We start from the raw sequence: 23,745 nt of genomic DNA, 5'->3' as shown, positions 1-23,745 counted from the left end.
TTGTTATTTTGTGCGCCACACTATCGCATTGGTCAATCCATTTAAGAAATATGGATTGACCTTTCGCTCAGGCGAAGTCTGTTGATCTGGTATTTGAACGGAGCCGGCAGACGCCTCGCGGTTCTGCCGGCTCATCACTCTGATCGTTCGGTTCAATCTGCCGGCAGAGCGGCCAGGTCCCGGTCGGCGGCATCGAGTGCTTCATTGGTGAACTGGCCCGGCGCGAACTTCTGAATAGCCCGCAGCGTCATCGACTTCGCCATCCCAATCCGTTTGTCGGTGGTAATTCCCGGGAAGTGTTGATCGAGCACCGCCTTGGCACCAGCATCCGCCAGGAGAATTGCCAGCTTCGTTGCGCCGGTTGAGTACCCCGCGGTCGGTGCGGCAGCAGGCACGTCAGTTGCTACGGGCGCAGCCGAAGCTACTTCCGACTTCTGGATCACCGATGGCCGGTCCGACGAAAGATCGACGCCGGCGGCCGGCGTCAGCTTGAGGTGCAGTTCCGCAAGACCGCGGATGATGAAGCTCGGCTCGAAGTTGAGCTTTCTTGCGCCGCGCGGGCCATGAACTTCGGAATCGAGATCGATGTCCGAGGTATACTGGAGCAGCTTTTCCAGGATGATCCGCACTTCCACACGCGCAAGCGGTGCACCCGCGCAGGTATGCGCACTGCGCCCGAAAGCCACGTGTTCGCGGATCTTCGGCCGGTCGAGCTTGAATTCCTTCGGATCTTCCCAGCGTGCGGGGTCACGGTTGGCCGCAGCAATCGACAGCATGATCTTGGTCCCGGCCGGGACCGGAATATCGCCGATCTTCGTGTCACGGCGCGCCAGCCGGGCCGTCTGCTTGGTCGAACCCTCGAGCCGCAGCACTTCCTCGATCAGTGCGGGGATGAGTTTGGGATCAGCCCGAAGCTTGTCCTGCAGGCCCGGCTCATCGACGATGTAGCGCATCGCATTGCCGAGGAGCTTCGCGCTGGTATCCTGGCCAGCACCGAACATGAACATGCCCAGCTTTACGATCGCCATTTCGTCGGGAAGCGTGCCATCGGGGTAGAGCGCATTCGCCAGTTCGGAGAGAATATCCTCGCGCGGATTGGCTCGACGATCGGCGACGTATTGGGCGAAATAGCCGCCCATGATCATGAACGGGTGGTCTTCGGCATTGAGGTCGAGTTCGCCGTCAAGATTTCCGGGAGGCGGCGCATCCTGGATAAGGTCGATGAACCTCTGCCGATCTTCGGCTGGAATACCGAGCAGGTCGGCGATGACCAGCGTGACGAAGGGCGTAGCGATTGTCCTGACCAGTTCGACCCCGCCATTCGCCACGGCGTCCCGAACCAGTTCGTCCGAGAAGGCCTGAATGAACTCCTCGTTCGCCTTGAGGCGCGAAGGCGTGAACAGCCGATTGACCAGCGAACGCAGTTGCAGGTGCGGATTGTCGTCGAGATTGACCAGCAGGTCGCCGCCATGGAACTCGTCGCGGTGCGCCTCGACCTGGGCTGTGATGTCGGATCCGTGCGGCGTGAACGGGAGAGGTGCAGAAGCCCCCTGCAGGCCGATGATCGCCGAAAAATCCTCCGAATTGCGCATGATTTCGAGGGTTTCTTCAAACCCCATGACCATCAGATAGTCCTTGCCCTCGGGCTGATAGACCCTGCCCTTGCCCCTCACCGCTTCGAAGTAAGCGTAAGGATCCACGAGGATTTCGTGGTCGGTGAAGTAGTCGCGATCTGCCAGTTCAGTCATTTTTCCCACTCCTGCTTCCTGCCTGCTCTTTCGGCAGGCAAGCGATGTCCGTTCGGTTCAATCTTCCGGTGCGATCCTCACGCGCAGCCCATCGAGCGCATTGGTAATCGGCAACTGACACGACAGGCGCGACTGCCCGCCACGGTGGCTGGACGAGTCGAGAAGGTCGTCCTCGTCGTCGCTCATCAACGCGAGAGCGTCGGCAGGGCCGGCTTCGACATGGACGTGGCAGGTGGCGCACGAACAGCACCCACCGCACAGGGCCAGCATTTCGTCGAAGCCTGCGTCGCGTATGACTTCCATGACGGTCTGTCCGGGCCTTGCCTCGAGAACCTTTTCCTCTCCCGAGACACCCACGACGGTAATTGATGCCATTTCTCAGCCCTCTTCCAGGTTCTGACATATTGTGTGCTCATGGCTGCGATCATTGCCGTCGGTGCGAACTGCACTCCGCCGGCTCGCGGAAGGCCGAAAAGAGCACATCCATTTTTATGCGATACAGTGTCGCATACGTCCAACGCCCTGAGGACGTCAACTGGGAAGGCTTGCGGTCGCGCAATGCAGAAATGGCCCGCTCAAGGGGCATCGGTCCTGATGAAGCCAACCTGATATCGTGGTCATCCGCTTAGAAACTCTCGAACCTAAAGAGCTCCACCGGTCGGGCTGACCGCGTGATTGTTCCGCCGCGAACCTCAGGACCGAATGGCACTTTGACAGGTTTGATCGCTGCAGCGTTATCCATAGCGCCCGAGGTACCTTCCAAGGCCTCCGATGCCGAAACCTGGTGAATGCAGCCCCCTTCTCGGATAGGCACCTTCCAAATTGGTCTGACCGACTTGACAGTATGGACCCGCGATTATAGGCGATACTATGTCGCACAAAGAGGCGATAGTGAGAGAATAGCGGGATGCGCTTCGATCATGCGCGCCCGCTGATGAGAACGTCGGGCGAAAATCAGATATGGCGAAGAACAACCCATTTCGAGCCTCTGCCGTATCGGTGAAGTTGGCGCTTTTGCTGTCGGTCGCTGCGTGCCCATCATTGGCACGCGCGCACAAAGAAGAAGCACCCCCCACCGCATCGGATAATCTCGAAGCGGAATTCTCCGACCCGCCGATGGATGCTCGCCCTCGCGTGTGGTGGCACTGGATCAACGGCAACATCACCGAGGACGGACTGCTCAAGGATCTCGCCTGGATGAAGCGCGTGGGGATTGGCGGCGCGCAGGCGTTCGACGTCAATCTCCAAAGCCCGCAGATTGTAGATCAGCGCCTAGTCTACATGACACCCGCATGGCGAACGGCTTTCAAGGCCGCCGCCCGGGAAGCGGATCGCCTGGGCATTGAACTGGCCATTGCCTCTTCGCCGGGCTGGTCGGAAACCGGCGGGCCATGGGTGCCTTCAGCAGACGGCATGAAAAAGCTGGTCTGGAGCGAAGTGACGGTCAGCGGCGGAGCGCGTGCGCCCTTCAGCCCTCCCGCCCCACCATCCGTGACCGGACCCTATCAGTCGATCGCCGCGACGTCGGGGACCAACTCGACCATCAACGAGAAAGCGCCTGATGTCCCGGCACCGTTTTATCGCGACGCCGTGGTTGTCGCAGTGCCCACTTCGCCCGGAGACACTTCGGCCCTTCCCGCATTCGCCGACGCCGCAGGGAAAGCCATCGATGCAAGAGCCTTAACCGACAGCGATCTCGAGACGGGCATCGCCCTTGCCAAGGCAGGCAAGGGAGCGACGCTCCTTGTCGCTCGTTACCCAAGCGCTCAAACGATCCGCGCGGTCACGCTGTTTGTTCCCGGAGGCGCGGGCAAGTTCATCGGCGCCAACCTCAAGGCGAGCCTCGAAGCGGAAGTCACTGCGGGAAAATGGACCTCCATCGCCGACATTCCGATGGGCCGAGTCCCCACCACGCTCAGCTTCGCGCCCGTGACTGCCCGCAATTTCCGCATTTCGTTTCAGGAGGTCAGCAGCCTTCCCAACATCGCCCCGCCGCCTGCCGGCGTGGACCTCTCGGCACTCGCTGCCGGCTTTTCAGGCGGAAAACCCAACACCTCGATCCGCATCGCCGAATTCGTGCTGACCGGCCAGGATCGGGTCAATCGGGTCGAGGCCAAGGCGGGCTTCGATGTCGTTCCCGATTACTACGCGCTCGACAGCGGCCTTGCCAATTCTGCCGGCGTGGCACCGAACAAGGTCATCGACCTCACCAATCGCCTGAGGCCAGACGGCACGCTGGACTGGACGCCTCCCGCCGGGCGCTGGCGCATCATTCGTTTCGGCTATTCGCTTGTCGGCACGATGAACCATCCCGCTCCGTTCGAGGCGACCGGGCTTGAAGTGGACAAGTACGATGCCGATGCGGTCCGGCGCTACATGGACCACTACCTTTCGACTTACCGCGAAACGGTCGGTCCAGACCTCATGGGCGGCAAGGGCATCCGGGCCATACTCACCGACAGCATCGAGGTCGGTGCCGCAAACTGGACGCCGCAAATGGTGGCCCAGTTCAAGCGGCTGCGCAGCTATGATCCGATCCCCTGGATGCCCGCACTGACCGGGACGATTATCGGATCGCGGCAGGAAAGCGAACGCTTCCTCTACGATTTTCGGCGAACCCTGGCGGACCTACTGGCAAGCGAGCACTACGGTACAGTTGCCAAGGCAGCGCATGACAATGGCCTTGTCGTCTACGGAGAGGCGCTGGAGGATCATCGACCACAGCTCGGCGATGATATGGCGATGCGCAGATGGGCTGACGTGCCCATGTCCGCCATGTGGTCGTTCCAGCGCGACCGCGGGCCCAAGCCGACCTACCTTGCCGACATGAAGGGCGCTGCATCGGTCGCACACGTTTACGGGCGCAAGTACGTCGCAGCGGAATCCCTGACCTCGATGCTCTCGCCCTGGGCATTTGCCCCGAGCGACCTGAAGCGGATGATCGACCTCGAGTTCGTGAGCGGCATCAATCGCCCTGTCATCCATACTTCGGTCCATGTTCCGGTAGATGACAAGAAGCCGGGCCTGCGCCTTTCCATCTTCGGACAGGACTTCAACCGCAACGAGGCCTGGGGCGAACTCGCGCGCCCGTGGATGGACTATATCGCGCGCAATTCCCTCATGCTCCAGCAGGGCACCAATGTCGCCGATATCGCCTATTTCTACGGCGAAGAGGCCCCGCTGACATCGCTGTTCGGCGACAGGCCGGTCGCTGACGTTCCTGCCGGCACCGCATTCGATTTCGTGAACGCCGATGCCCTCCTCGGCGCCCTGTCCAACGACGGAGGCGATCTCGTGAGCAGCGGAGGAGTACGCTACCGCGCGTTCTATCTGGGAGGCTCTGCCGGCAAGATGAGCCTTGGGGTTCTCAACCGGATTGCCGAACTGGTGGAAGCAGGCGCGACGGTCATCGGCCCTCGCCCTGTCAGCGACCCGGGTGTCTCGGCTGATCCTGAGCGCTACCAGGCATTGCTCGAAAAGCTGTGGCCCGGATCGGGCGTGAACCAGGTCGGACGAGGCAGGGTGATCGCGACAAGCGATCTCGCCGGAGCTCTGCCCCAGGCTGGCATCCTGCCCGATTTCGTCTTCGAAGGTGCCCAGCAGGGAGCAGCACTCCCCTTCGTCCACCGCAAGCTGGCGGATGGCGATACCTATTTCATCGCCAACCAGAACGATCGCAGCGAAACGATCACGGCGCGCTTCAGAGTGACCGGCAAGGCCCCTGAACTCTGGCATGCTGAGACGGGCAAATCGGATCCCGTCAGCTTCTCGGTTCAGGGTGGGATGACCACGGTTCCCTTGACTCTGGGGCCGGACGAGTCCGTGCATGTGGTCTTCCGCAGGAACACTGCAGAGACCGAACAAAAAGTCGCTCCGGTCGAGCTGACGGAAGCAGCGATCCTTGGTGGTCCATGGGATGCCGCATTCGAACCGGGTCGCGGCGCACCGCCCCAAACCCGCCTTCCCGAACTGTCTCCGCTGGGCGAAAACGCCGACGCGTCCATCCGCTACTTTTCGGGTATCGCCACGTACACGAAAGAGTTCGCGGCTCCGCGCGGATGGAAGAAGGGAATGCCGCTGTTTCTCGATCTCGGCGAGGCGCGCGAGATCGCAGAGATTAGCGTGAACGGGCAGCGGGCAGGCTATGCCTGGCACAAGCCCTACCGCATCGACATCTCGGGCCAGATGCGTTCCGGCAAGAACCGGCTCTCGATCCGCGTGGCGAACCTGTGGGTCAATCGTCTCATCGGCGACGCACAACCGGGCGCCACGAAAGTGACATGGACCGCGACCCCGACCTACCGGAAGGACGCGCCCTTGCGCCCATCCGGTCTGCTCGGCCCGGTACGGCTGCTGAACAACCGGTAATTCCGAATGAACACAAGTCGGCCGGCCGCAAGCGCGGCCCCTCAACTAACCGGGAGAATGGCAAGTGGGCGATATCAAGCGGGTGCTGAAAACAATGCTGCTGGGCTCGGCCATCGTGAGCGCGGCATTCGCTTCGCCTTCTGTCGTTGCCAAGGATCGCACTGCGGCCCAAACCACCGCCGCCCGGCCCGCAATCGACCTGTCGCATGGCTGGCGCTTTCGTTTCGGCGATGAACCCGCGTCAGTTACGGGAAGCGACTTCGACGACCGCGACTGGCAGCAGGTCTCTGTCCCGCACAGCTGGAACCACATCGGCGCCTATACCCTGACACGCGGCGCCGAGACCGATAACCGGCAGGGGGTGGGCTGGTATCGCCTCTGGGTCGATGGACCCAAGGCGAAGCCGGGCGATCGCCAGTATCTGGACTTTGCCGCGGTCAGCAAGCTGGCCGAAGTGTGGGTGAACGGCCGTCACGTCGGCACCCACATGGGCGCGTTCGCCCGCTTCCGCCTTGACGTTAGCGACGCATGGAAGCCGGGCCAGCGCAATCTGGTCGTGGTCAGTGCCGACAACAGCAAGGTGGAGCCCGGCAGTTCCACCGCCGAAGTCATACCGCTGTCCGGCGATTTCTTCGTGCATGGAGGCATCTACCGCGAGGTTTCGCTGCTCCAGCTTCCGGCTGCCTCGATCGACCCGCTCGATTTCGGCGGCCCCGGGGTCTACGCGCACGCCACAAGGATCACGCCGGAAAGCGCAGCCGTCGAAGTCCGCACGAAGCTGCGGAATGCAGGCCCGACGCCTCGAAACCTCACGCTTGCAACCGAGATCCGCGACGCGCGTGGCAAGATCGTGGCCCAAACGGTTCAGCCCGTCATTTTGGCGCCCGGAGCCAGCGAGCAACACGTAGCGCTGGACATTGCCCACCCCCATCGCTGGGACGGCAGGGCCGATCCCTACCTCTACTCGGTCACCTCCATCCTTACGGACGGCAAGACACAGCTAGATCGCGTGACGCAGCCACTGGGTCTTCGCACGTTCCGCTTCGATGCGAATGCCGGCTTTTCCCTAAACGATCGGCATGTGAAACTACGCGGCGTCTCCCGCCATCAGGACGCGCTAGGCTCTGGCTGGGCTCTCACACCGAAACAGCATGCCGAAGACATGGCGCTGATCGAGGAACTTGGCGCAAACACCATTCGCCAGGCCCATTACCAGCATGCCGACGCCTGGTCCGATCTGGCGGACAAAGCGGGCATGGTCGTCTGGGCCGAGCTGCCTTACGTCACCACGCCCAGCGTATCGGGAGGTAAGGGCTCGGACGCTCTGTGGACCAACGCCGAGCAGCAACTGCGCGAACAGATCCGGCAGAACTACAACCATCCCTCGATCCTGATGTGGTCGGTCGGCAATGAAGTGGATTCGGCCAAGGGCTTCGGCCAGAAGGGCGCGCCGCCGCAGCCGCTCGCACTACTCCAGCACCTCAATGCAATTGCAAAAGAGGAGGATCCGGACCGTCCAACGACATTCGCGGACTGCTGCGAGGGCCTCGGCCTTATCCAGACCGCCGGCGAGAAGCTCGCCGGAACGGCGGACCTCATCGGCTACAACCGCTATTACGGGTGGTACTATCCCAACCCGCTGCAGGCACGGGCGGACCTTGGCGACACGCTCGACAAGCTCCACCGCGACCATCCCGCGCTGCCCCTATCGCTGAGCGAATACGGCGCAGGCGGCGCGATCAGCCAGCACAGCGACGACGTGCTGAGCGGCTTCGTCAATTTCGTCGGCCGCCCTCACCCCGAAGAATATCAGGCATGGGTCCACGAACAGACATGGCCGAGCATCGCCAAGCGTGATTTCGTCTTCGCCAGCTGGGTTTGGGCCATGTTCGATTTCTCCAGCGACCTGCGCAACGAAGGCGATGCCGTCGATCTCAACGACAAGGGTCTGGTCACCGCAGACCGCAAGGAGCGCAAGGACGCCTTCTGGTTCTACAAGGTCGCCTGGAGCGATACCCCTGCCCTGCATTTCGCAGGCAAGCGCTATGTCGACCGGGCCTACCCGGTCATGGATGTGAAAGCCTATTCGACTGCCCCGTCCGCGACCCTCACGATCAACGGCAAATCGATCGGCTCGGCGCCTTGCACCGATTTCGTATGCGAATGGAAGAACGTCGTCCTTCGCCCCGGCGCGAACGCGGCAGTGGTCTCAACGACAACGGACGGCAAGACCCTGCGCGACACGGCCACCTGGAACGGCCCTGATCTCGAACGCAATGGCCTGCGGATCAATACCGGCAGCCTTGCCGGGCTGGACCTTGGCACGCGGCATTTCGGCTCGGACACTTTCGTGAAAGGCGGCAAGCCTGTGGTGCTCAACCTCGTGGGCTTCGGCGGCCGCTCGATGGCGCCGATCCGGCAGGTGCAGGCCGCCGACCCGGCGCTGTTCGACTACTGGCGCGATGGCGATGCCTACGCCTACGACATCCCGCTGCCCAACGGCCGGTGGACGGTAACCCTTCATCTGTTCGAACCGCGCAAAACCGCCTCGCCCGATCAGGCGCTTACCGTGAAGGCAAACGGTCAGGCTGTCATCCAGGGCCTCAATATCCTGAAGGAAGCCGGCGCCCCGCTCAAGGAACTGGTCCGCAGCTTCCCGGCCACCGTCGCCGATGGCCGCCTGATCCTCGATTTTTCAAGCGTCTCGGGAAATGCCGCCTTGGCCGGGATCGAGATTTCGCAGTGAACGCCGCAAGCCCGAATTCCTTGGAGAGCAGCATGTTTGACAGGCGCACCTTTCTGGCATCGAGCGCGGCGGCGGCCGCGCTTTCGGCCGGCGGCGTGAGGGCCGCTAATATTCCCGGTGAAATGGTCCAGGTCGATACCCGCACGATTGCCGGCGCGCTGCCGCATGTCTGGGAGGAATGCGTCGGATCGGACCGCGCGGCGATCACCATGCGCGAGGAATGGCGGCAGGACATGCGCTTGGCGGTGACCGAAGCCGGCATCAAGCGCGCCCGGTTCCACGGCATCTTCAACGATGAGCTCGGCGTCTTCGGCAAGAGCATTCTGGAGATGCGCCGGAACGGCGGGCCGAACTGGCTCAATGTCTACCGTGTCTACGACGGCCTGCTCGATGTCGGCGTCTCGCCTTATGTCGAACTCAGTTTCATGCCCGGCAAGCTCGCTTCAGGCAAAACCCAGTTCGGCTTTTACGGCGGCAATATCACGCCGCCGACTTCCGATGCCGAGTATGCCGCCTTCATCAAGTCGTTCACGGCGGCGATGGTGGATCGCTACGGCATCGAAGCCGTACGCAGCTGGCCTTTCGAAGTTTGGAACGAACCCAACCTCTCCTTCTTCTGGACAGCTGACAAGCAGCGCTACTTCGAGATGTACAAGGCCGCCGCGACCGCCATCAAATCGGTCGATCCGCGCATTCAGGTCGGTGGTCCTGCAACCTCGAAGACAGCGTGGATCGGCGATTTCGGGCAATGGTGCGCTGCGAATAACGCCCCGGTCGATTTCTTCGCCACCCATGTCTACGCCGGCGACGATCAAGACGACGTCTTCGGCAAGGGCAGCCCCCGACGCGGCATCAACGACGTCATCCCCGATGCCCTTGCCAATGCCCGGCGCACGATCGATGCCGGTCCCTTCGCGGGCAAGCCGATGTGGCTGTCCGAATGGTCGTCCGACAGCCCGGCGATGATCGCTCACGTCATCGCCAACAGCATGGTGCACTGCGCTGGCATGTCGCAGTGGACCCTCAGCGGCATGTACGAGGAACTCGGCGTCGACGACTACATGCTCAAGGAAGGCTCTATGGGATGGAGCATGATGATCGACGGCATCGCCAAACCCTCGTTCAGCACCTATCGCCTGTTGCATCGCCTCGGGACGCAGCGCCTCGCCGCTCAGGGGCCGGCACTGGCTTCAAAAGACAGGAACGGGCGGATTTCCGTACTCGTCTGGAACCTTGCGGAAGTCGACCAGCCGGGGGGAATCCCGGGCATGACCTCGGAGCGCAAGATCGCAGGTGGGCCCAAGAGGCTGACTCTGCAGCTTGACGGGATCAAGGACCGCAAGACGGCCGAAGTCCGGTTTGTCGATTGGGAACGCGGATCGCCCATGCCGACCTGGCGGGCGATGGGCTCGCCCCGTTATCCCTCGCGCACCCAGATCGCACAGCTGCGCCAGGTTTCTCGGCCGGTGGTGGAAACCCGCCGTCTGAATGCGGACGGCACCCTCACACTCGAACTGCCTCCAGAGGGCCTCGCTCTCGTCGAGCTCGCCTGACCCATGCGCCCCGGCATCAACCCACGAAGGGATGCTGCCGGGGAGCGGCGTTTGCCTCACCAGTTCCACATCGTTCCGTCGTCAAGGCGCGCCACCGGAAGATAGGCCGGCTTGTACGGATACTTCGCCGCCAGCGCCTCGTCGATGTCGACGCCGTGGCCCGGCGTCTCGCCGCAGAACAACTCACCCTTTTCGAAGCGGTAGTCGTGCGGGAACACCGCGTCGGTCTCTTCGGAGTGGCGCATGTATTCCTGGATGCCGAAATTGGGCACCCAGGTATCGAAGTGCAGCGCGGTTCCCATGGTGACGGGCGAGAGGTCGGTGGCGCCATGGCAGCCGGTCCGGATCTGGTAGAGGCCGGCAAGGTCGGCGATCCGGCGCAAGTGCGTCAGACCTCCGGCACCGACTATCGTGGCGCGGATATAGTCGACCAGCTGGTTCTGGATCAGGTCCTTGGCGTCCCAGATCGTGTTGAAGATCTCGCCCACAGCCAGCGGCGTCGTGGTGTGCTGGCGCACCAGCCTGAAGGCTTCCTGGTTTTCGGCAGGTGTGCAGTCCTCCAGCCAGAACAGCTGGAAGGGCTCCAGGGCCTTGCCCAGGCGCGCGGCTTCCATCGGTGTGTAGCGATGATGTCCGTCGTGCAGCAGGTGATGATCGAACCCATATGTTTCGCGAAGCTTTTCGAACAGCTTCGGCACGTAATTCAGCGCCTTGTGCGTATCCCATCCGGTTACCGAAGGCAGCGCCGCGTCGGCAGGCTCGTAGTAGAGCTTGCCCCGGCCGACACCATAGGCATCGCGGATCCCGGGCACGCCGGTCTGGGCGCGGATCGCCTTGTAACCCATGTCGATATACTGGCCCACCGCCTCCACCGTTTCGGCGATGTCGCTGCCGTTGGCATGGCCATAAACCATCACGCCGTCGCGGCTGCGGCCGCCCAGCAGCTGGTAGAGCGGCATGCCCGCCATCTTGGCCTTGATGTCCCACAAGGCCACATCCACCGCCGCGATCGCGCGCATCGTCACCGGGCCGCGCCGCCAGTAGGCGCCGCGATAGAGGTATTGCCAGATATCCTCGATCCGGCGCGGGTCCATGCCGATCAGACAGGGCGCCACGTGATCCTCAAGATAGGCGACCACCGATTTCTCACGCCCGTTGAGCGTGGCATCGCCGATCCCGTAGACGCCCTGGTCGGTCTCGATCTTGAGTGTGACGAAATTGCGGCCCGGACAGCTCACGATCACTTTGGCCGATTGAATTTTCATGTGTCGACTTGATCCCGGCTAGTTTAAAGCACGCTAGATTGCGTTTACCAGTTAGAGAATATTGGTCTTACCACAACGATAAGGTGGAAAGCTATGCCAGGTATCATGGGGGCGAAGCCGCCGCTTGGAGCGGATCCGGCGGCCGACGATGACGGTCGGCTATACCGCCGCGTGGCCAAGGCGATGATCGCCGAACTGCAATCGGGAACTTATGCGGTGGGCGACCGTATGCCGGCGGAGCGCGACATTGCCATCAGCATGGGCGTAAGCCGGCCCGTCGTGCGCGAAGCCATGCTCGCGATGGAAGTACTGGGCCTTGTCGAGGCCCGGCTGGGTGCTGGCACATTCGTGATCCGCCTTCCCGGCGAAGTCGACAACGAACCGGAATTCGCGGTCAGCCCATTCGAACTCGTGGAAGCCAGACTGCTCATCGAGGGGGAAAGCGCGGCTTTGGCGGCGCGCCATATCAGCGATGAGGAACTCCAGCGACTGGAAGAACTCGTCAAAGCCATCCAGCAGGAGAACGCCGAAGAAAATGGCGGCGAGAATGCCGACATGGCCTTCCACATGACGATCGCCAGGGCTGGCCGAAACAGTGCCATTGCCCGGACTGTCGAACAGCTCTGGACACTGCGGTCCACCTCGCCGGAGTGCCGACTGCTGCTTGAGCAAGCCCGGACGGCCAATGTGAAGCCGGTCGTAGAGGAACACCGCGCCATCCTGACCGCGCTGCGAAAGCGTGATCCCGTCGCCGCACGTGAAGCCATGCACGCCCATCTCAATGCAGTGCTTCAGCATCTGCTGTTCGCCGTAGAGGAAGAAGCGGTCGCCGCTGCACGCCAGTCGGTTGCTGCCACGCGCGAACGGTTCCTGCGCACCGGAAGGGACTCGTAGTCGCTTCAATTCTGCGAACTGCGGGCCCCAGACGCATTGCGCTCCGGGGCCCGGCAAAATTCAGGCAGCCATTCCGCCGTCGAGCAGCAACGTGCTACCGGTCATGAACATGGCCATGTCCGATGCGCAGAAAAGAATGGCGCGGGCGATATCGTCTGCGACGCCGACCCGTCCCAGCCGGCTGCTGCCGATGCCGGGGATCGGGCATGCCTTGATGGTTTCCTCATCCCAGTCGGCAATGAACATGGTCTTCTCGGTGAGCGAGAAGCCTGGGGCGACGCCGAGCACGCGGATGCCTTGCGAACCCAGTTCGATTGCCAGCTGCTTCGTCAGTCCCACGACGCCGTGCTTCGAGCTGCAATAAGCGGCCTGACCTTCGGAGATGCCCCGGACACCGGCCAACGAGGCGACATTGACGATCACGCCCCCCTGCCCCCTTGCAATCATCCGCCGCGCGGCTTCCTTTGCGCCAACGAAAGTGCCGCGCAGATTGATCGCGAGGACGTTATCGAACTCTTCGACGTCGAGGTCGAGCAGGGGAGAAAACGAAGGTATGCCGGCGTTGTTGACCCAGATATCCAGCTTGCCGAACCGGCTTTCGGCCAGTTCCGCAGCCGCAACGATTGACGCGACATCGCCTGCATCCAACCGGGTCGAAGTTACATCGGCCGAGTAGAGTTCAGCCAGTTCCTTTGCCGTCGCAGCAGCGGCATCCTCATCGATATCGGCAATAAGAACGGCTGCTCCAGCCTCCGCAAGGCGCCGCGCAGCGGCTTTTCCAAGCCCCCAGGCTGCACCGGTAACGACCGCGCTCCGCCCCTTGAGAGAGATCAGTTGATCAAGCGAGCGATCCGAAACGTCTGGCACTGGCATCCCCATTTCTCCTGTTTTGTTGAGCCCGGCACGGCTGCAGTATTGTTCCAGGAACTGGGACGCCTGGAGGTCTCCTTGGCCAGTTCCTGACTGCACCGCGAAGTCGAATCGCGGCTCAGGCCTGCCTATCTGCAGGCTGGACAGGTTTCAAGTTGTGCGCCACAATATCGCACAAACTGGCATGACCGAAGATTGTTTGCCGGACACGAAAAGGCGCAGGCGAGCTCTTGCCGAGCGCCACAAACGGGAGAGAAGAAATGGTTGCCAATCGTGTCGTCGTCGTCACGGGCGGAGCGTCGGGCATCGGGCTCGGAGTCTCGCGGCTATTTGCGAGCAAGGGCCACCCCGTCGCAATGCTCGACGTCCAGGAGGAAGCCCTGGAACGCGAAAGTGAAGCGCTCCGGGCGCAGGGCGCGCGCATTGTCGCCCGCAAAGTCGATGTTTCCGATCGGGCGAGTGTAGAAGCCGCTTACGCTGCGGTACGCGAAGAACTCGGCCCGATCGCGATCGTGGTCGCCAACGCCGGCATTTCCGAAGGCATTCGCTTTCAGGACGTGACCGTCGAAACCTGGCAGCGCATGATCGACATCAACCTGACCGGTGTTTTCCATACGGTTCAGGCAGCCCTGCCCGATATGGTCGATGCCAACTGGGGCCGGGTTATCACCATCTCGTCTCAGGCGGCGCAGTCCGGGGCAGCAGACCGCGCGCATTATTCCGCCGCCAAGGCCGGCGTGATCGGGTTGACGCGCTCCCTCGCCCGCGAATTCGCCGGCCAGGGTATCACCGTCAACACCATTCCCCCCTCGGTCGTCGCCACGCCCATGGCCGAAGCCGGTATTGCAGCTGGCACCTTCCCGCCGCTGGAAGTCATCTCCCAGCACATCCCGATCCCGCGCCCCGGTACGCCCCACGATATCGCAGCGGCCTGCGAATACCTCGCCTCGGACGGCGCCAGCTACGTCACCGGCCAGGTACTCGCCGTCAATGGCGGGATGTTCATCGGATAAAGGTGGATCACCGGCGACGGCATCGGGCGAGGGTCTTGCTTGGCACTGTCGCCGTTCCACCTGAAAATGCCTGGGAGCGAATGCAATGAGCAAGCCATCAGAAGCCCGAAAGCTGCGCGTGGTGCAATGGGCCACCGGAACAGTTGGCGCAGCAGCCATGCGCGCCGTTCTGACTCATCCCGACATGGAACTTGTCGGGGTCAAGGTCTACTCGCCCGCCAAAGAAGGCAAAGATGCCGGAGAGCTATGCGGAATGCCGCAAACCGGAATCAAGGCGGTTCACGATCTGGCGTCGGTACTGGCGCTCAGGCCAGACTGCGTACTCTATATGCCCGAGCACACCGATTTTAACGATGTCTGCGCTCTTCTGGAAAGCGGCATCAATATCTCGTCGACGCGGGCGGAGTTCTTCCATCCCGGCAGCATGGATGCGGCCATTCGCGAACGTATCGAGGCAGCCTGCGCCGCAGGGAATGCGACGCTGCACAGCTCCGGCAGCAGCCCCGGCTTCATAACCGAAGCTCTGCCTCTGGTCCTCCTGTCACTGGCCCGGCGCCTCGACCTTCTCACCATCGATGAGTTCGCCAATTGCATCGACGGCTGCTCCGAGGAAATGCTGGTCGGCATTATGGGCTTTGGCGAAACGCCAGAAGTGTTTGCCCAGCGTCCGTTTTACGAGCGCGACGAGGTCTTCAATCACTCATTGCGTGCCCTCGCACAAGCAGTGGGTATCGAGATCGAGCGGTTCGAAGTTTCCAGCGAAGTGGCGCTCGCCAAAGTTCCGGTCAAACTCCATGAAAGCACTATTCCGGCAGGCTCCGTTGCGGGGCAGCGAATGGTCACCACCGGCTATCGCGGCGGAAAGCCCGTCATGCGCTTTCGGTGCAACTGGTTCGTGACCGACCAACTCGATCAGCACTGGGAACTTCGCGGAGACGGATGGCGGGTCACGGTTGAAGGCGACACGCCGCTCGACATCAGCATCGGCTTTCCCATCCCGCATGGTGAACGCCAAGGCACCCTCCCCAACCTGACGGCGCACCGCCCTGTCAACGCAGTACCCGGCATCTGCGCCGCTCCGCCTGGTATCGCCACGACTGCGGCCTTGCCGCAGGTGCTCGCACACTTGGGTTGAACAAACGCCCTTCCGTCTTGGCCCGCATTACCGTGTGGCAATACCAAAAGATTTCCGGAGAGAACCGATATGCCCAGAACCGAGCGTGCGCGCCTGCGCCGACCGGCAGGTCAATCCGCGAGCGTGGCCATTGCATTGGCCTGTTTTGGCGCAGGGATTGCGTCGATTTCCGTCTCGTCGGCCTCTGAAGCAGCACCACCGCCCCCGAAACCCGAACGCGTGGACATCGTAACACTTCCCTTGCCTCCCACCGCGCCATCCGAAGCCGCCGGTGCCTGCTCGTCAGACGTCAATCCGCGAGGAACCGGCTGCATGACCGCCGCCGATGACGGCATTGTCGAAGGCCCTGCCTACATGGGAGATGCCAGACACGTCCTTCTCACCGTCCAGTTTACCGGGGCGCCTGCGGCACCGGGCACTGGCTCCATGTACGATGGCCCACAGGTCATCGCCATCAAGACCGACGGCACAGTGTTTTCCAATGGCGACGCCTGGAAATGCATAACGTGCGGCGTGCCGGCCGAGGCCCGCCGCGACGCGAACCCCGCTTCCACCAACGAACACGGGCGCCGCGTCCCGCAGGGCGCCGGGTGGTTGAGCCTGGACCATCCCCAGGCATTTCCCGGCGATACGAAGATCATCGCGGGGACCAACGTCGTCGACTGCGGCAAATACAAGCTGACGGAGGATCGCTGTACACCCGATCGCATCCGTATCTATCCGATCCGCTGGAATGCAACGGCAGATGGAAGCGGCCCCGGCGGCTCGATGCGCGAATTGCGCCTCAATCCCGATGGCCAGCATCTGATGTGGAGCCATATGAATGCCACCGGGCCCGACATCGACCAGCACGGTCTCGTCGGCAAGCTCAGGTTCAACCCAGCGCCGCGCAGCGGCCTGCCGTTGGCACCTCGCTACGAGCTAGACGATGTCTGGGTACTGACCAATGCCACCTCGCCGGACTTCGCTCCGTTTCGCGAAGACCCCAAAAAGCCGGGTCGCCTGATCCATAATCCGCCCAAAGGCGTGATTGGCGAGGCAAGAGGATGGACGCGTGACGGAAGAAACGCCGTCGGCATGGGCATGCCCGCATCCGGCAACGTGGACATGTTCATCACCAGCCTCCAATCCGGCCAGTCGCAGCGGCTGACATCGGCCCCCGGCTATGCCGATCCCATCCTGATGTCCCCCGACGACAAATGGTTCGTGGTCTTCGATAACCGCACGGTTGATCGGCACATGTACTACGGTGCCATGCAGGACATCCCTCCTCTGACCGATGAGCTGACGCGCATCATCATGCTAAGTGCTCAGTTCGGCTATCGCAACGGCATGCGCCGCTTCTTCCAGCCAATCCTCATCGACAGGTGGGGCGATCGAGGGGACTATCGCGGTCAACAGCTTAATGCTGGCGACGGTGCTCCCGGCAGCCCCAGCGATCCCAACTGGAACGCGCGCGCTGATCCGGCATGGTCGCCCGATGGCACGAATGTCGTCTATTGGCAGGCGCTGGTGACTTCGCCCGACTGCGGCGGCGCAAATCCATTACCCTGCCCGATCTCGAACGAACCGGGCGGAAGGCATACGCGGCTGATGATCGCACGATTGCCCGAGCGCTCCCCCTTACCTCTTGGCCGCAAAGTTGCACCGGCAGTGCTCTCTGTGCCCTGGGGGACTCGATATCGCGCAGGAGATCCGATGCCGAAGCGGTATCCTTCCGCACCCGCTGGAAAGTTCACAATGGAAGGCTGGAAGGGCGGCAAGGCTCTTGTCGAAATCCGCAAGGCCGCGAATGGTCGAATTACCTATGTTTCGGCAACATACAGCGGCTTCACAGACGATGGCACTCACATGATCGATGGAACGGAGAGCGCCGAACTATTGATGCAGGAGGGGCGCCCCCGGATAGTCTGGCATTCGAATTTGCGTTCAAGCGGCGCGCAAACCGGTACAAAAAGGACTTCGGAACCAGGCGGCTTCATCATCAGCCCTCTAGGAGAGCCGTTGGAAGGTGACCTGACTACGACCATCGACGGGAAGACGTTCAGGAAACCTGCTCCGGGGACTTAAATCACCGATCCAGATTTCGGTCAGTGGGATTGATGGTTGGGTTGCACCGACAGGTAATCACCGCCCTCGAAAGAGAAAACCGTAACCTTCGATCCCATACTCCCCCGGATATGCAACACCAATAACTTCCGAGCGGAGATGAGCGCGCGGTCAACCGCCCTCATCCAAGCCAAAACCTGCTGCTCTTTGATGTCTGACGCCTAGTTGCCCGATTGGCTGAGGCTGGGACTTTCCCGCCCGGCAGCTACCCGGAACACCAAAGCGATACCTGCCGCTGCCATTCCGTGGGCTATTTCGAAACCGATGGCATAACGGGCAAAGAAGGCGCCCCCTATCGGAGCCGCCACGTTCACTATAGTAGCAGGGTGTGAACGACCGCGATTTCGACAAGCGCCTCGGCGCCCGCGTACGCACCGAGCGCAAGAGCCGGGGTTGGTCGCTCGATGCGTTGGCGGAACGCGCCTCCGTGTCGCGCGCCATGATCCACAAGGTCGAGAACGGCGACAGCAGCCCGACCGCCAACCTGCTCGGCAAGCTCTCGGGTGCATTCGGCCTCAGCATTTCGACGCTCATGGCGCGTGCCGAAAACGGGCAAGGACGGCTGCTTCGCCGGGCCGACCAGTCAGTCTGGGTCGATCCCGAGAGCGGCTACCGGCGCCAGCACATCTCGCCCCGCTCCGATCTACCGCTCGACCTCGTCGAGGTGACGTTGCCGCCCGGAGCATCCGTGCCGATGCCGGCGTCAGCCTATGCCTTTCTGCGTCAGCTCATCTGGGTGCTGGAAGGCGATCTCGTGTTCCTGGAAGGCGACACCCACCATGCTCTCGGTGCTGGCGATTGCCTCGAACTCGGCCCTCCGACCGACTGCGAATTTCGCAATGCGACCGGCGTGGAATGCCGCTACGCCGTCATGGCGCTTCGCGCGTCATGAGCCTTGCAAGCATTGGTCCACTATATTAGATGGCGATGGCCACTATGATGGACGAGGCCTAGCATGAACATTCGCGATGCCGTTCCGGCCGACGCCGATGCGATCACCGCCATCTATAACGATGCCGTCGCCAACACGACGGCGATCTGGAACGACACGCTCATCGAGCCGGCCAACCGGCTCGCCTGGCTCGCTGATCGCGCTAAGCAGGGCTATCCCGTCCTCGTCGCCGTCGATGAGGCAGACGCGGTGGTCGGTTACGCTTCATTCGGCGACTGGCGGGCGTGGGACGGTTATCGCCACACCGTCGAGCATTCGGTCTATGTGCGCGCCGACCAGCGCGGCGTCGGCATCGGCAAGCTGATGATGGTCGCGCTGATCGATCGCGCTAGCTCGATCGGCAAGCACGTCATGGTGGCCGGCATCGAGGCGACGAACACCGGCTCGATCAAGCTGCATGAAAAGCTGGGCTTCGAGAATGCGGGCGTGCTGCGGCAAGTCGGCATGAAGTTCGGCAAATGGCTCGACCTCACCTTCCTCACCCTGGCGCTGGACGCCCGCCCGACCCCAGACGTCTGATGGCGAGGCTCGTCCTGGCGCTGTTGGTCGCGGCTAGCGCCGCGCTCGTGACGAACTCGGGCGTCGGGCGACTCGTCCTGCCGAATAACCGGACCGTCTGCACCTTGGCACCGGCTTTTGGCGGCTGAGTGACCGACAGGGGTCGAGGACAGCCGATCCTGGGTCCAAATTGGTGTTTGCGATTGCCCGCATTCAACGTCAGCGCGCGCAGGAAAAACTTAGCCATTGATCTAACTTTTCGGACTGGCTATAGTTAGCTATATGGATAACCAATCTGTAGAGCTAGATGGCATTTTCCATGCGCTGTCGGATCCGACACGCAGGGCCGTGCTCGCTCGTCTGGGCAGAGGCACCGCCACAGTCGGTGAGTTGGCGCAGCCGTTCGACATGGCTCTGCCGTCGTTCATGAAGCACATCGGCGTCTTGGAGAGATCGCGCCTGATCGTCTCCCGAAAAGCCGGCCGGGTCCGGACCTGCGCGCTCGATCGTGAGCGACTAATCGCCGCCGAACGCTGGTTCGGCGAACAGCATCTGCTCTGGCAGACCCGCTACAGCAAACTCGACAGCCTTTTGGCGAGCATTAAGGGAGACGATAATGACGTCTGATCTACGGTTCGATTTTAACGCCGACCAAGCGAGCGGTACGCTGACGATCGCACGCGAATTCGATGCCGGGCGCCAACTCGTCTGGGACTGCCATACGAAGCCGGAGCTTCTCGACCAGTGGTTCGCGCCGAAGGGCCTGACCACGCGGACAAAGTACATGGATTTCCGCGACGGGGGCTACTGGCATTACGCGATGATCACTCCGGACGGGCAGAACTTCTGGAACCGCCTCGACTATCTGTCGATCGACCCGATCGACACCTACACCGCCATGGACGGCTTCTGCGACGAGAGCGGCGCGGTGAACCCTGACATGCCGCGATCGAAATGGAGCGTCGCATTCACCGATGCGGATGATCGGACCCTCGTGACGACCATCGTTCAATACGATTCTCCGGACGGCCTCCAGAAGGCAATCGATATGGGCCTAGAGGGCGGCATGGCGTCGACGTTGGAGCGTTTGGATGACCTGCTGCCGGCGCTGAAGGGGCACTGAGCTCGAACCATTCCAGAGTGCACCTGGCCCGCGAAGTGTCTTTCTCTCAAGCCAAGCGAGCGTCCGCTTTTGGCGGCGCTCGTTTGGTCGCTCAATGACCAGCATGGGTCGACGGCGGGAAGGCCGCAAGGCGCCCAAGCCGTCCATTCGGCAGTCATTTTGCCGACCCTGAAAATGGACGGTGAGTTCTGTTAAAGAAGCGTCCGGACGAATGGCTGAAATGGCGAATTGGCTAGCCAGTCCGAACGGCTCGGCGTAAATTCCGACGCTGATTGTCGCGCCTTATCACCGCAAAATGTTACCACGCGGCAGGTCATGCCATCTCGGGCGGGTTTGATCTTCAGGAAAGCGCCCTAGTGACGGGAGAAGCGCGCGCGGTGGGTTGTCGGGGTGGAGCTGAGGTGGCGTTGGAATGCGCGTCGAAGCTTCTGCTCGTCACCGTAGCCTGATTGGACGGCGACACTCTTGAGCGGAAAATTCGTCTCTTCAAGGGCCCTGCATGCAGCCTCCAACCGCATCCGCTCGACCGTTTTGGCAGGCGTTTGACCAACCTTTTTCAAATAGGTGCGCGCGAAGGTGCGCGGAGCCATGCCTGCTTGGTCCGCAAGGCGGGGAACCGACAGGTCCGATGCGAGATTGGCGGCCATCCAGGCGTGCAGCTCGACGAAACCGTTGTCTCGTGTCTGCGCGGCAAGGGGTACGCTGAACTGCGATTGCCCGCCCGCTCGCTTCATGAACACCACCATCTGCCGTGCGGCATCGATCGCTACTCGCGGGCCGAAATCTTCCTCGATAAGGGCAAGCGCAAGGTCAATGCCAGAACTGACACCCGCGGATGTCCATAACGACCCGTCCCGAATGAAGATGCTGTCCGCATCAACTTCGAGCGTGGGATGTCGCCCCTTCAACTTGTCCAGCCATGCCCAATGCGTCGCCACCTTGCGACCATCGAGTTGACCTGCCGCCGCCAATAGAAACGCACCGGTGCACACCGAACACAGACGCCGTACCGAGTCCGCGCGAGCGAGGATGAAGTCGCGCAGCGCCGGGTCGACGTCGTATTCGTCACCCCAGCACCCGCCCGGTGCGATCAGCGTGTCGATCGGCAAGTCTGCGAGAGACGCAGTCGAGACCGTGACCACGGGCAGCCCCGAACTGGTGACGATCGCGCCGCCGAAACCTGACGCGACAATCGTCTCATAGCGGGCGACATCTCCCACAGCGGCGCTCCGATTGGCAGTGGTGAGCGCCTGTAGCGGTCCGGCAAGGTCTAGAAGGTTCATACCGTCATGGGCGAGGAGGACCACCCGCAAGGATCGTGCAGTGCGTCCAACAGGCATGTCGATGGCAGCGTCAATCATGGAAGCCGGGATACTCGAATCCGAGTGCTACACCATAGGCCGTCTGCCTGCCGTATGACCGGGCGATATCGGTCAGTACGTTGTCCAGGGCGAGTGCAGGCTTGTCGGTGGGAACTGCTACGGTGCGCATATTCTGTCCCTCGGCAGGAGCATCGGGCAGAACGGTCAAGCCGTGCAGTGTCTGCACGGGCGCCTGACCGGCACCGATTGCATAAGCCCGCCCCCGGCCGGTGCGGCTATAAGCGTCAGCTGCAAACGCCAAAGCGACCTCGTCCACGCCCGTGCTGACCGGAAACCCGAAGGCCTGCGTCTTGTGGAACCAGCGATTGAAATATTCTGTCACTGCAAAAGCCGACAGATTGCGGCCGAGTTTTGGATGAAAACGCCGACTGTCATGGACCAGGCTCCAGTCCGATGCGCCGATCTTCGATGCAATCGAAGCGGCGCGCTCATGCCCCGCAATCGCCTCTACCAGTGCCAGTGACGTGGGTATGGCGGCACTGATCCCCGCGCTGGAAACTATCGTTCCATCCGCAACGTAGCGGCGGTTATCGACCCAGTGAATATTTGGATATTGCTTGCGGCGATAGCCTGCCGTTGCCCAATGCGCAGTGGCGCGATGTCCGTCCATCACGCCGCTGCCAGCAAGCACGAGTGCGCCGTCGCAGATGCTCACCAGCGTAGCGCCCTTCGCCGCCTGCTCCCGGATCCAGGCAAGCAAGGCAGGGGCATCGCGCCGGGATACCGCCGGGACCACCACATAGTCTGCCCCCTCCGGATATTGCCCATCGAATTCGGCCGTGGAGGCCTGCGGCTGAAGGCGTAGGGCAGGTCGCATCGTCATCGGCTCTTGCTTGGTCGCAACCGCGATAACCTCTCCGATATCGGCTTCGCGCAGAATTCCGTAAGGGATGACATAGTCGGTCAGTTCGGTTCCACTGTTCTCTCCGACGACGGCGATGACAGGCCGCGTGCGGCCAATGCGCGCCTGATAGGGCGTGATACGCTCGTCGACTGTTTGCGGGGCGGCACGATTCTGTTTGGCCGTTGCGCTCGCTGCCATTGAACCGCAACCGATGATCAGGCTTGCTGCGGAGAAGAGAGCCATTGAGGCGCGAACACTGCGGTTGAAATACATGATAGAGCCGTTCCGAGTGAAAGTAGCTACTCTCATGGGCTTAAACACGGACCGCTCAAATGCCGATGTTCCGTCATTTTCTGCCAGTGTGGTCAGCCACAACCACGGCGGAACAGATCAAGCTCAACTTCGGATGGCAGCGGAATGGCACCTGTGCACATATCCCGGGCGAAAAGCTGTCGCGCAGAAAACGGCCATCTTGAGCACCCAGGATCGCAAAGCGGACGGGCTGCACCTAAGAGTCGAAAATTAAGGGCTGAAAGTCTTGAATGGGTCGGCCCTTCTCTCACGCGTTCTACCTGTGGCCATCATGGCCCTAGGAGATGTGTCATGGGACTATCAGAGTTTGATCCCGCCGCTCGCGACCGGGTATCATGGAACGCTGGGCGGAAGGTTGGCGCGAAGCGAGCGCTCAAACCCCGTCAAATCTGGGCAATCCGTTTCTTTCTCGATCAGCATGAACGAGTTCGGGACAGAGCCCTCTTTGACCTCGCCGTAGATAGTAAATTGCGCGGATGCGATCTGGTGAAGATCAGGATCAGCGACATCGTTTGTGACCGGAAAATTCGGACGCGGGCAACGGTGGTTCAGCAAAAAACCGGCAGGCCAGTACAGTTTGAACTGATGGACGATGCTCGTGCCAGCCTACTCAAATGGCTGGAACTGCGGGGTGGGTCCTTGGAGGACTTTGCTTTCCCTAGCCGAACCGATCACGCGGCCCACATAAGCACCAGGCAATATGCTCGCCTTGTTGACGAATGGGTCACGGGAATCGGACTGCCCTGCGAAGATTATGGCACCCACTCTCTGCGGCGAACCAAGGCGTCGATCATCTACAAGGCGACTGGAAATCTCCGCGCCGTCCAGATTTTGCTTGGGCACACGAAGATCGAAAGCACGGTCAGATACCTCGGCATGGACGTGGAGGATGCTTTGACGCTCGCAGAAGGCACTGAAATCTGAGATTGGCTG

18 protein-coding genes are annotated in these 23,745 nt (G+C 61.8%); 12 read left to right on the top strand and 6 right to left on the bottom strand.

Annotated features, from left to right (window positions below):
• Window positions 1–152: 152 nt before the first annotated feature.
• Together ACZ1JC_RS01150 and ACZ1JC_RS01145 are read right to left on the bottom strand one after the other, a co-directional pair.
• Window positions 153–1,748 (bottom strand): cytochrome P450, encoded by a 1,596-nt coding sequence (locus ACZ1JC_RS01150; RefSeq protein ID WP_465139736.1) that lies wholly within the window; start codon window positions 1,746–1,748, stop codon window positions 153–155.
• A gap of 57 nt (window positions 1,749–1,805) precedes the next feature.
• Window positions 1,806–2,123, bottom strand: coding sequence for a 2Fe-2S iron-sulfur cluster-binding protein (locus ACZ1JC_RS01145; protein ID WP_465139737.1), 318 nt, complete (start codon window positions 2,121–2,123; stop codon window positions 1,806–1,808).
• Between the two features lie 741 nt (window positions 2,124–2,864).
• Between ACZ1JC_RS01145 and ACZ1JC_RS01140 the strand changes: the two genes are divergently transcribed.
• The 3 genes from ACZ1JC_RS01140 (at window position 2,865) to ACZ1JC_RS01130 (ending at window position 10,415) form a co-directional block, all read left to right on the top strand.
• Window positions 2,865–6,116, top strand: a complete 3,252-nt coding sequence (locus ACZ1JC_RS01140) for a glycosyl hydrolase (RefSeq protein ID WP_465139738.1) — start codon at window positions 2,865–2,867, stop codon at window positions 6,114–6,116.
• Between the two features lie 64 nt (window positions 6,117–6,180).
• Window positions 6,181–8,862, top strand: coding sequence for a glycoside hydrolase family 2 TIM barrel-domain containing protein (locus ACZ1JC_RS01135; RefSeq protein ID WP_465139739.1), 2,682 nt, complete (start codon window positions 6,181–6,183; stop codon window positions 8,860–8,862).
• Window positions 8,863–8,894: 32 nt separating this feature from the next.
• On the top strand, window positions 8,895–10,415 hold the full coding sequence (locus ACZ1JC_RS01130; protein WP_465139740.1) for a GH39 family glycosyl hydrolase: 1,521 nt from the start codon (window positions 8,895–8,897) through the stop codon (window positions 10,413–10,415).
• Window positions 10,416–10,471: 56 nt separating this feature from the next.
• On the opposite strand, the gene manD is transcribed toward ACZ1JC_RS01130, so the two are convergent.
• Window positions 10,472–11,680 carry a D-mannonate dehydratase ManD gene (gene manD, locus ACZ1JC_RS01125; RefSeq protein ID WP_465139741.1) on the bottom strand — a complete coding sequence of 403 codons (1,209 nt, stop codon included), beginning with the start codon at window positions 11,678–11,680 and terminating at the stop codon, window positions 10,472–10,474.
• Window positions 11,681–11,773: 93 nt separating this feature from the next.
• Between manD and ACZ1JC_RS01120 the strand changes: the two genes are divergently transcribed.
• Window positions 11,774–12,574, top strand: coding sequence for a FadR/GntR family transcriptional regulator (locus ACZ1JC_RS01120; RefSeq protein ID WP_465139742.1), 801 nt, complete (start codon window positions 11,774–11,776; stop codon window positions 12,572–12,574).
• 60 nt (window positions 12,575–12,634) lie between these two features.
• On the opposite strand, the gene ACZ1JC_RS01115 is transcribed toward ACZ1JC_RS01120, so the two are convergent.
• The gene (locus ACZ1JC_RS01115; RefSeq protein ID WP_465139743.1) at window positions 12,635–13,447 is read right to left on the bottom strand and encodes an SDR family NAD(P)-dependent oxidoreductase; all 813 of its coding nucleotides are present in this window, start codon (window positions 13,445–13,447) and stop codon (window positions 12,635–12,637) included.
• Window positions 13,448–13,704: 257 nt separating this feature from the next.
• Here ACZ1JC_RS01115 and ACZ1JC_RS01110 point away from each other — a divergent pair, with 257 nt between their 5' ends.
• The 7 genes from ACZ1JC_RS01110 to ACZ1JC_RS01080 all read left to right on the top strand — a co-directional run bounded on the left by ACZ1JC_RS01110 (window position 13,705) and on the right by ACZ1JC_RS01080 (window position 20,274).
• Window positions 13,705–14,457: an SDR family NAD(P)-dependent oxidoreductase gene (locus ACZ1JC_RS01110; RefSeq protein ID WP_465139744.1), complete on the top strand. Its 753-nt coding sequence runs from the start codon at window positions 13,705–13,707 to the stop codon at window positions 14,455–14,457.
• Between the two features lie 85 nt (window positions 14,458–14,542).
• Window positions 14,543–15,592 (top strand): NAD(P)H-dependent amine dehydrogenase family protein, encoded by a 1,050-nt coding sequence (locus ACZ1JC_RS01105; RefSeq protein ID WP_465139745.1) that lies wholly within the window; start codon window positions 14,543–14,545, stop codon window positions 15,590–15,592.
• 312 nt (window positions 15,593–15,904) lie between these two features.
• Entirely contained in the window at window positions 15,905–17,662 is a 1,758-nt protein-coding gene (locus tag ACZ1JC_RS01100) for a TolB-like translocation protein (RefSeq protein ID WP_465139746.1), read from the top strand.
• Window positions 17,663–18,029: 367 nt separating this feature from the next.
• Entirely contained in the window at window positions 18,030–18,593 is a 564-nt protein-coding gene (locus tag ACZ1JC_RS01095) for a helix-turn-helix domain-containing protein (RefSeq protein WP_465139747.1), read from the top strand.
• 63 nt (window positions 18,594–18,656) lie between these two features.
• Entirely contained in the window at window positions 18,657–19,172 is a 516-nt protein-coding gene (locus ACZ1JC_RS01090; protein WP_465139748.1) for an N-acetyltransferase family protein, read from the top strand.
• Between the two features lie 261 nt (window positions 19,173–19,433).
• On the top strand, window positions 19,434–19,778 hold the full coding sequence (locus tag ACZ1JC_RS01085; RefSeq protein ID WP_465139749.1) for an ArsR/SmtB family transcription factor: 345 nt from the start codon (window positions 19,434–19,436) through the stop codon (window positions 19,776–19,778).
• Window positions 19,768–20,274: an SRPBCC family protein gene (locus tag ACZ1JC_RS01080; RefSeq protein ID WP_465139750.1), complete on the top strand. Its 507-nt coding sequence runs from the start codon at window positions 19,768–19,770 to the stop codon at window positions 20,272–20,274. Before ACZ1JC_RS01085 ends, ACZ1JC_RS01080 begins: the two co-directional genes overlap by 11 nt.
• Before the next feature lie 353 nt (window positions 20,275–20,627).
• Here ACZ1JC_RS01080 and ACZ1JC_RS01075 read toward each other — a convergent pair whose 3' ends face one another.
• Both ACZ1JC_RS01075 and ACZ1JC_RS01070 read right to left on the bottom strand, forming a co-directional pair.
• Complete coding sequence (locus ACZ1JC_RS01075; RefSeq protein ID WP_465139751.1) at window positions 20,628–21,635, bottom strand: GlxA family transcriptional regulator; 1,008 nt, start codon at window positions 21,633–21,635, stop codon at window positions 20,628–20,630.
• Window positions 21,628–22,773, bottom strand: a complete 1,146-nt coding sequence (locus ACZ1JC_RS01070) for a DJ-1/PfpI family protein (protein WP_465139752.1) — start codon at window positions 22,771–22,773, stop codon at window positions 21,628–21,630. The genes ACZ1JC_RS01075 and ACZ1JC_RS01070 overlap by 8 nt, the downstream gene beginning before the upstream one ends.
• Before the next feature lie 330 nt (window positions 22,774–23,103).
• Between ACZ1JC_RS01070 and ACZ1JC_RS01065 the strand changes: the two genes are divergently transcribed.
• Window positions 23,104–23,736, top strand: coding sequence for a tyrosine-type recombinase/integrase (locus ACZ1JC_RS01065; RefSeq protein WP_465139753.1), 633 nt, complete (start codon window positions 23,104–23,106; stop codon window positions 23,734–23,736).
• The last annotated feature ends 9 nt before the right edge of the window (window positions 23,737–23,745 follow it).

The organism is Sphingomonas sp. BL-S-28 (assembly GCF_055521515.1).
The sequence above is the reverse complement of the archived record's forward strand: the minus strand, read 5'-3'. Positions and strand labels throughout refer to the sequence as shown.

Bases quoted from the DNA above. Each gene is read 5' to 3' on its own strand.
- ACZ1JC_RS01075 (WP_465139751.1), bottom strand. From the start codon at position 21,635: ATGATTGACGCTGCCATCGACATGCCTGTTGGACGCACTGCACGATCC.
- ACZ1JC_RS01065 (WP_465139753.1), top strand. From the start codon at position 23,104: ATGGGACTATCAGAGTTTGATCCCGCCGCTCGCGACCGGGTATCATGG.
- ACZ1JC_RS01120 (WP_465139742.1), top strand. From the start codon at position 11,774: ATGCCAGGTATCATGGGGGCGAAGCCGCCGCTTGGAGCGGATCCGGCG.
- ACZ1JC_RS01150 (WP_465139736.1), bottom strand. From the start codon at position 1,748: ATGACTGAACTGGCAGATCGCGACTACTTCACCGACCACGAAATCCTC.
- ACZ1JC_RS01145 (WP_465139737.1), bottom strand. From the start codon at position 2,123: ATGGCATCAATTACCGTCGTGGGTGTCTCGGGAGAGGAAAAGGTTCTC.
- ACZ1JC_RS01100 (WP_465139746.1), top strand. From the start codon at position 15,905: ATGACCGCCGCCGATGACGGCATTGTCGAAGGCCCTGCCTACATGGGA.
- ACZ1JC_RS01140 (WP_465139738.1), top strand. From the start codon at position 2,865: ATGGATGCTCGCCCTCGCGTGTGGTGGCACTGGATCAACGGCAACATC.
- ACZ1JC_RS01105 (WP_465139745.1), top strand. From the start codon at position 14,543: ATGAGCAAGCCATCAGAAGCCCGAAAGCTGCGCGTGGTGCAATGGGCC.
- ACZ1JC_RS01115 (WP_465139743.1), bottom strand. From the start codon at position 13,447: ATGCCAGTGCCAGACGTTTCGGATCGCTCGCTTGATCAACTGATCTCT.
- manD (WP_465139741.1), bottom strand. From the start codon at position 11,680: ATGAAAATTCAATCGGCCAAAGTGATCGTGAGCTGTCCGGGCCGCAAT.
- ACZ1JC_RS01130 (WP_465139740.1), top strand. From the start codon at position 8,895: ATGTTTGACAGGCGCACCTTTCTGGCATCGAGCGCGGCGGCGGCCGCG.
- ACZ1JC_RS01070 (WP_465139752.1), bottom strand. From the start codon at position 22,773: ATGTATTTCAACCGCAGTGTTCGCGCCTCAATGGCTCTCTTCTCCGCA.
- ACZ1JC_RS01085 (WP_465139749.1), top strand. From the start codon at position 19,434: ATGGATAACCAATCTGTAGAGCTAGATGGCATTTTCCATGCGCTGTCG.
- ACZ1JC_RS01090 (WP_465139748.1), top strand. From the start codon at position 18,657: ATGAACATTCGCGATGCCGTTCCGGCCGACGCCGATGCGATCACCGCC.
- ACZ1JC_RS01080 (WP_465139750.1), top strand. From the start codon at position 19,768: ATGACGTCTGATCTACGGTTCGATTTTAACGCCGACCAAGCGAGCGGT.
- ACZ1JC_RS01110 (WP_465139744.1), top strand. From the start codon at position 13,705: ATGGTTGCCAATCGTGTCGTCGTCGTCACGGGCGGAGCGTCGGGCATC.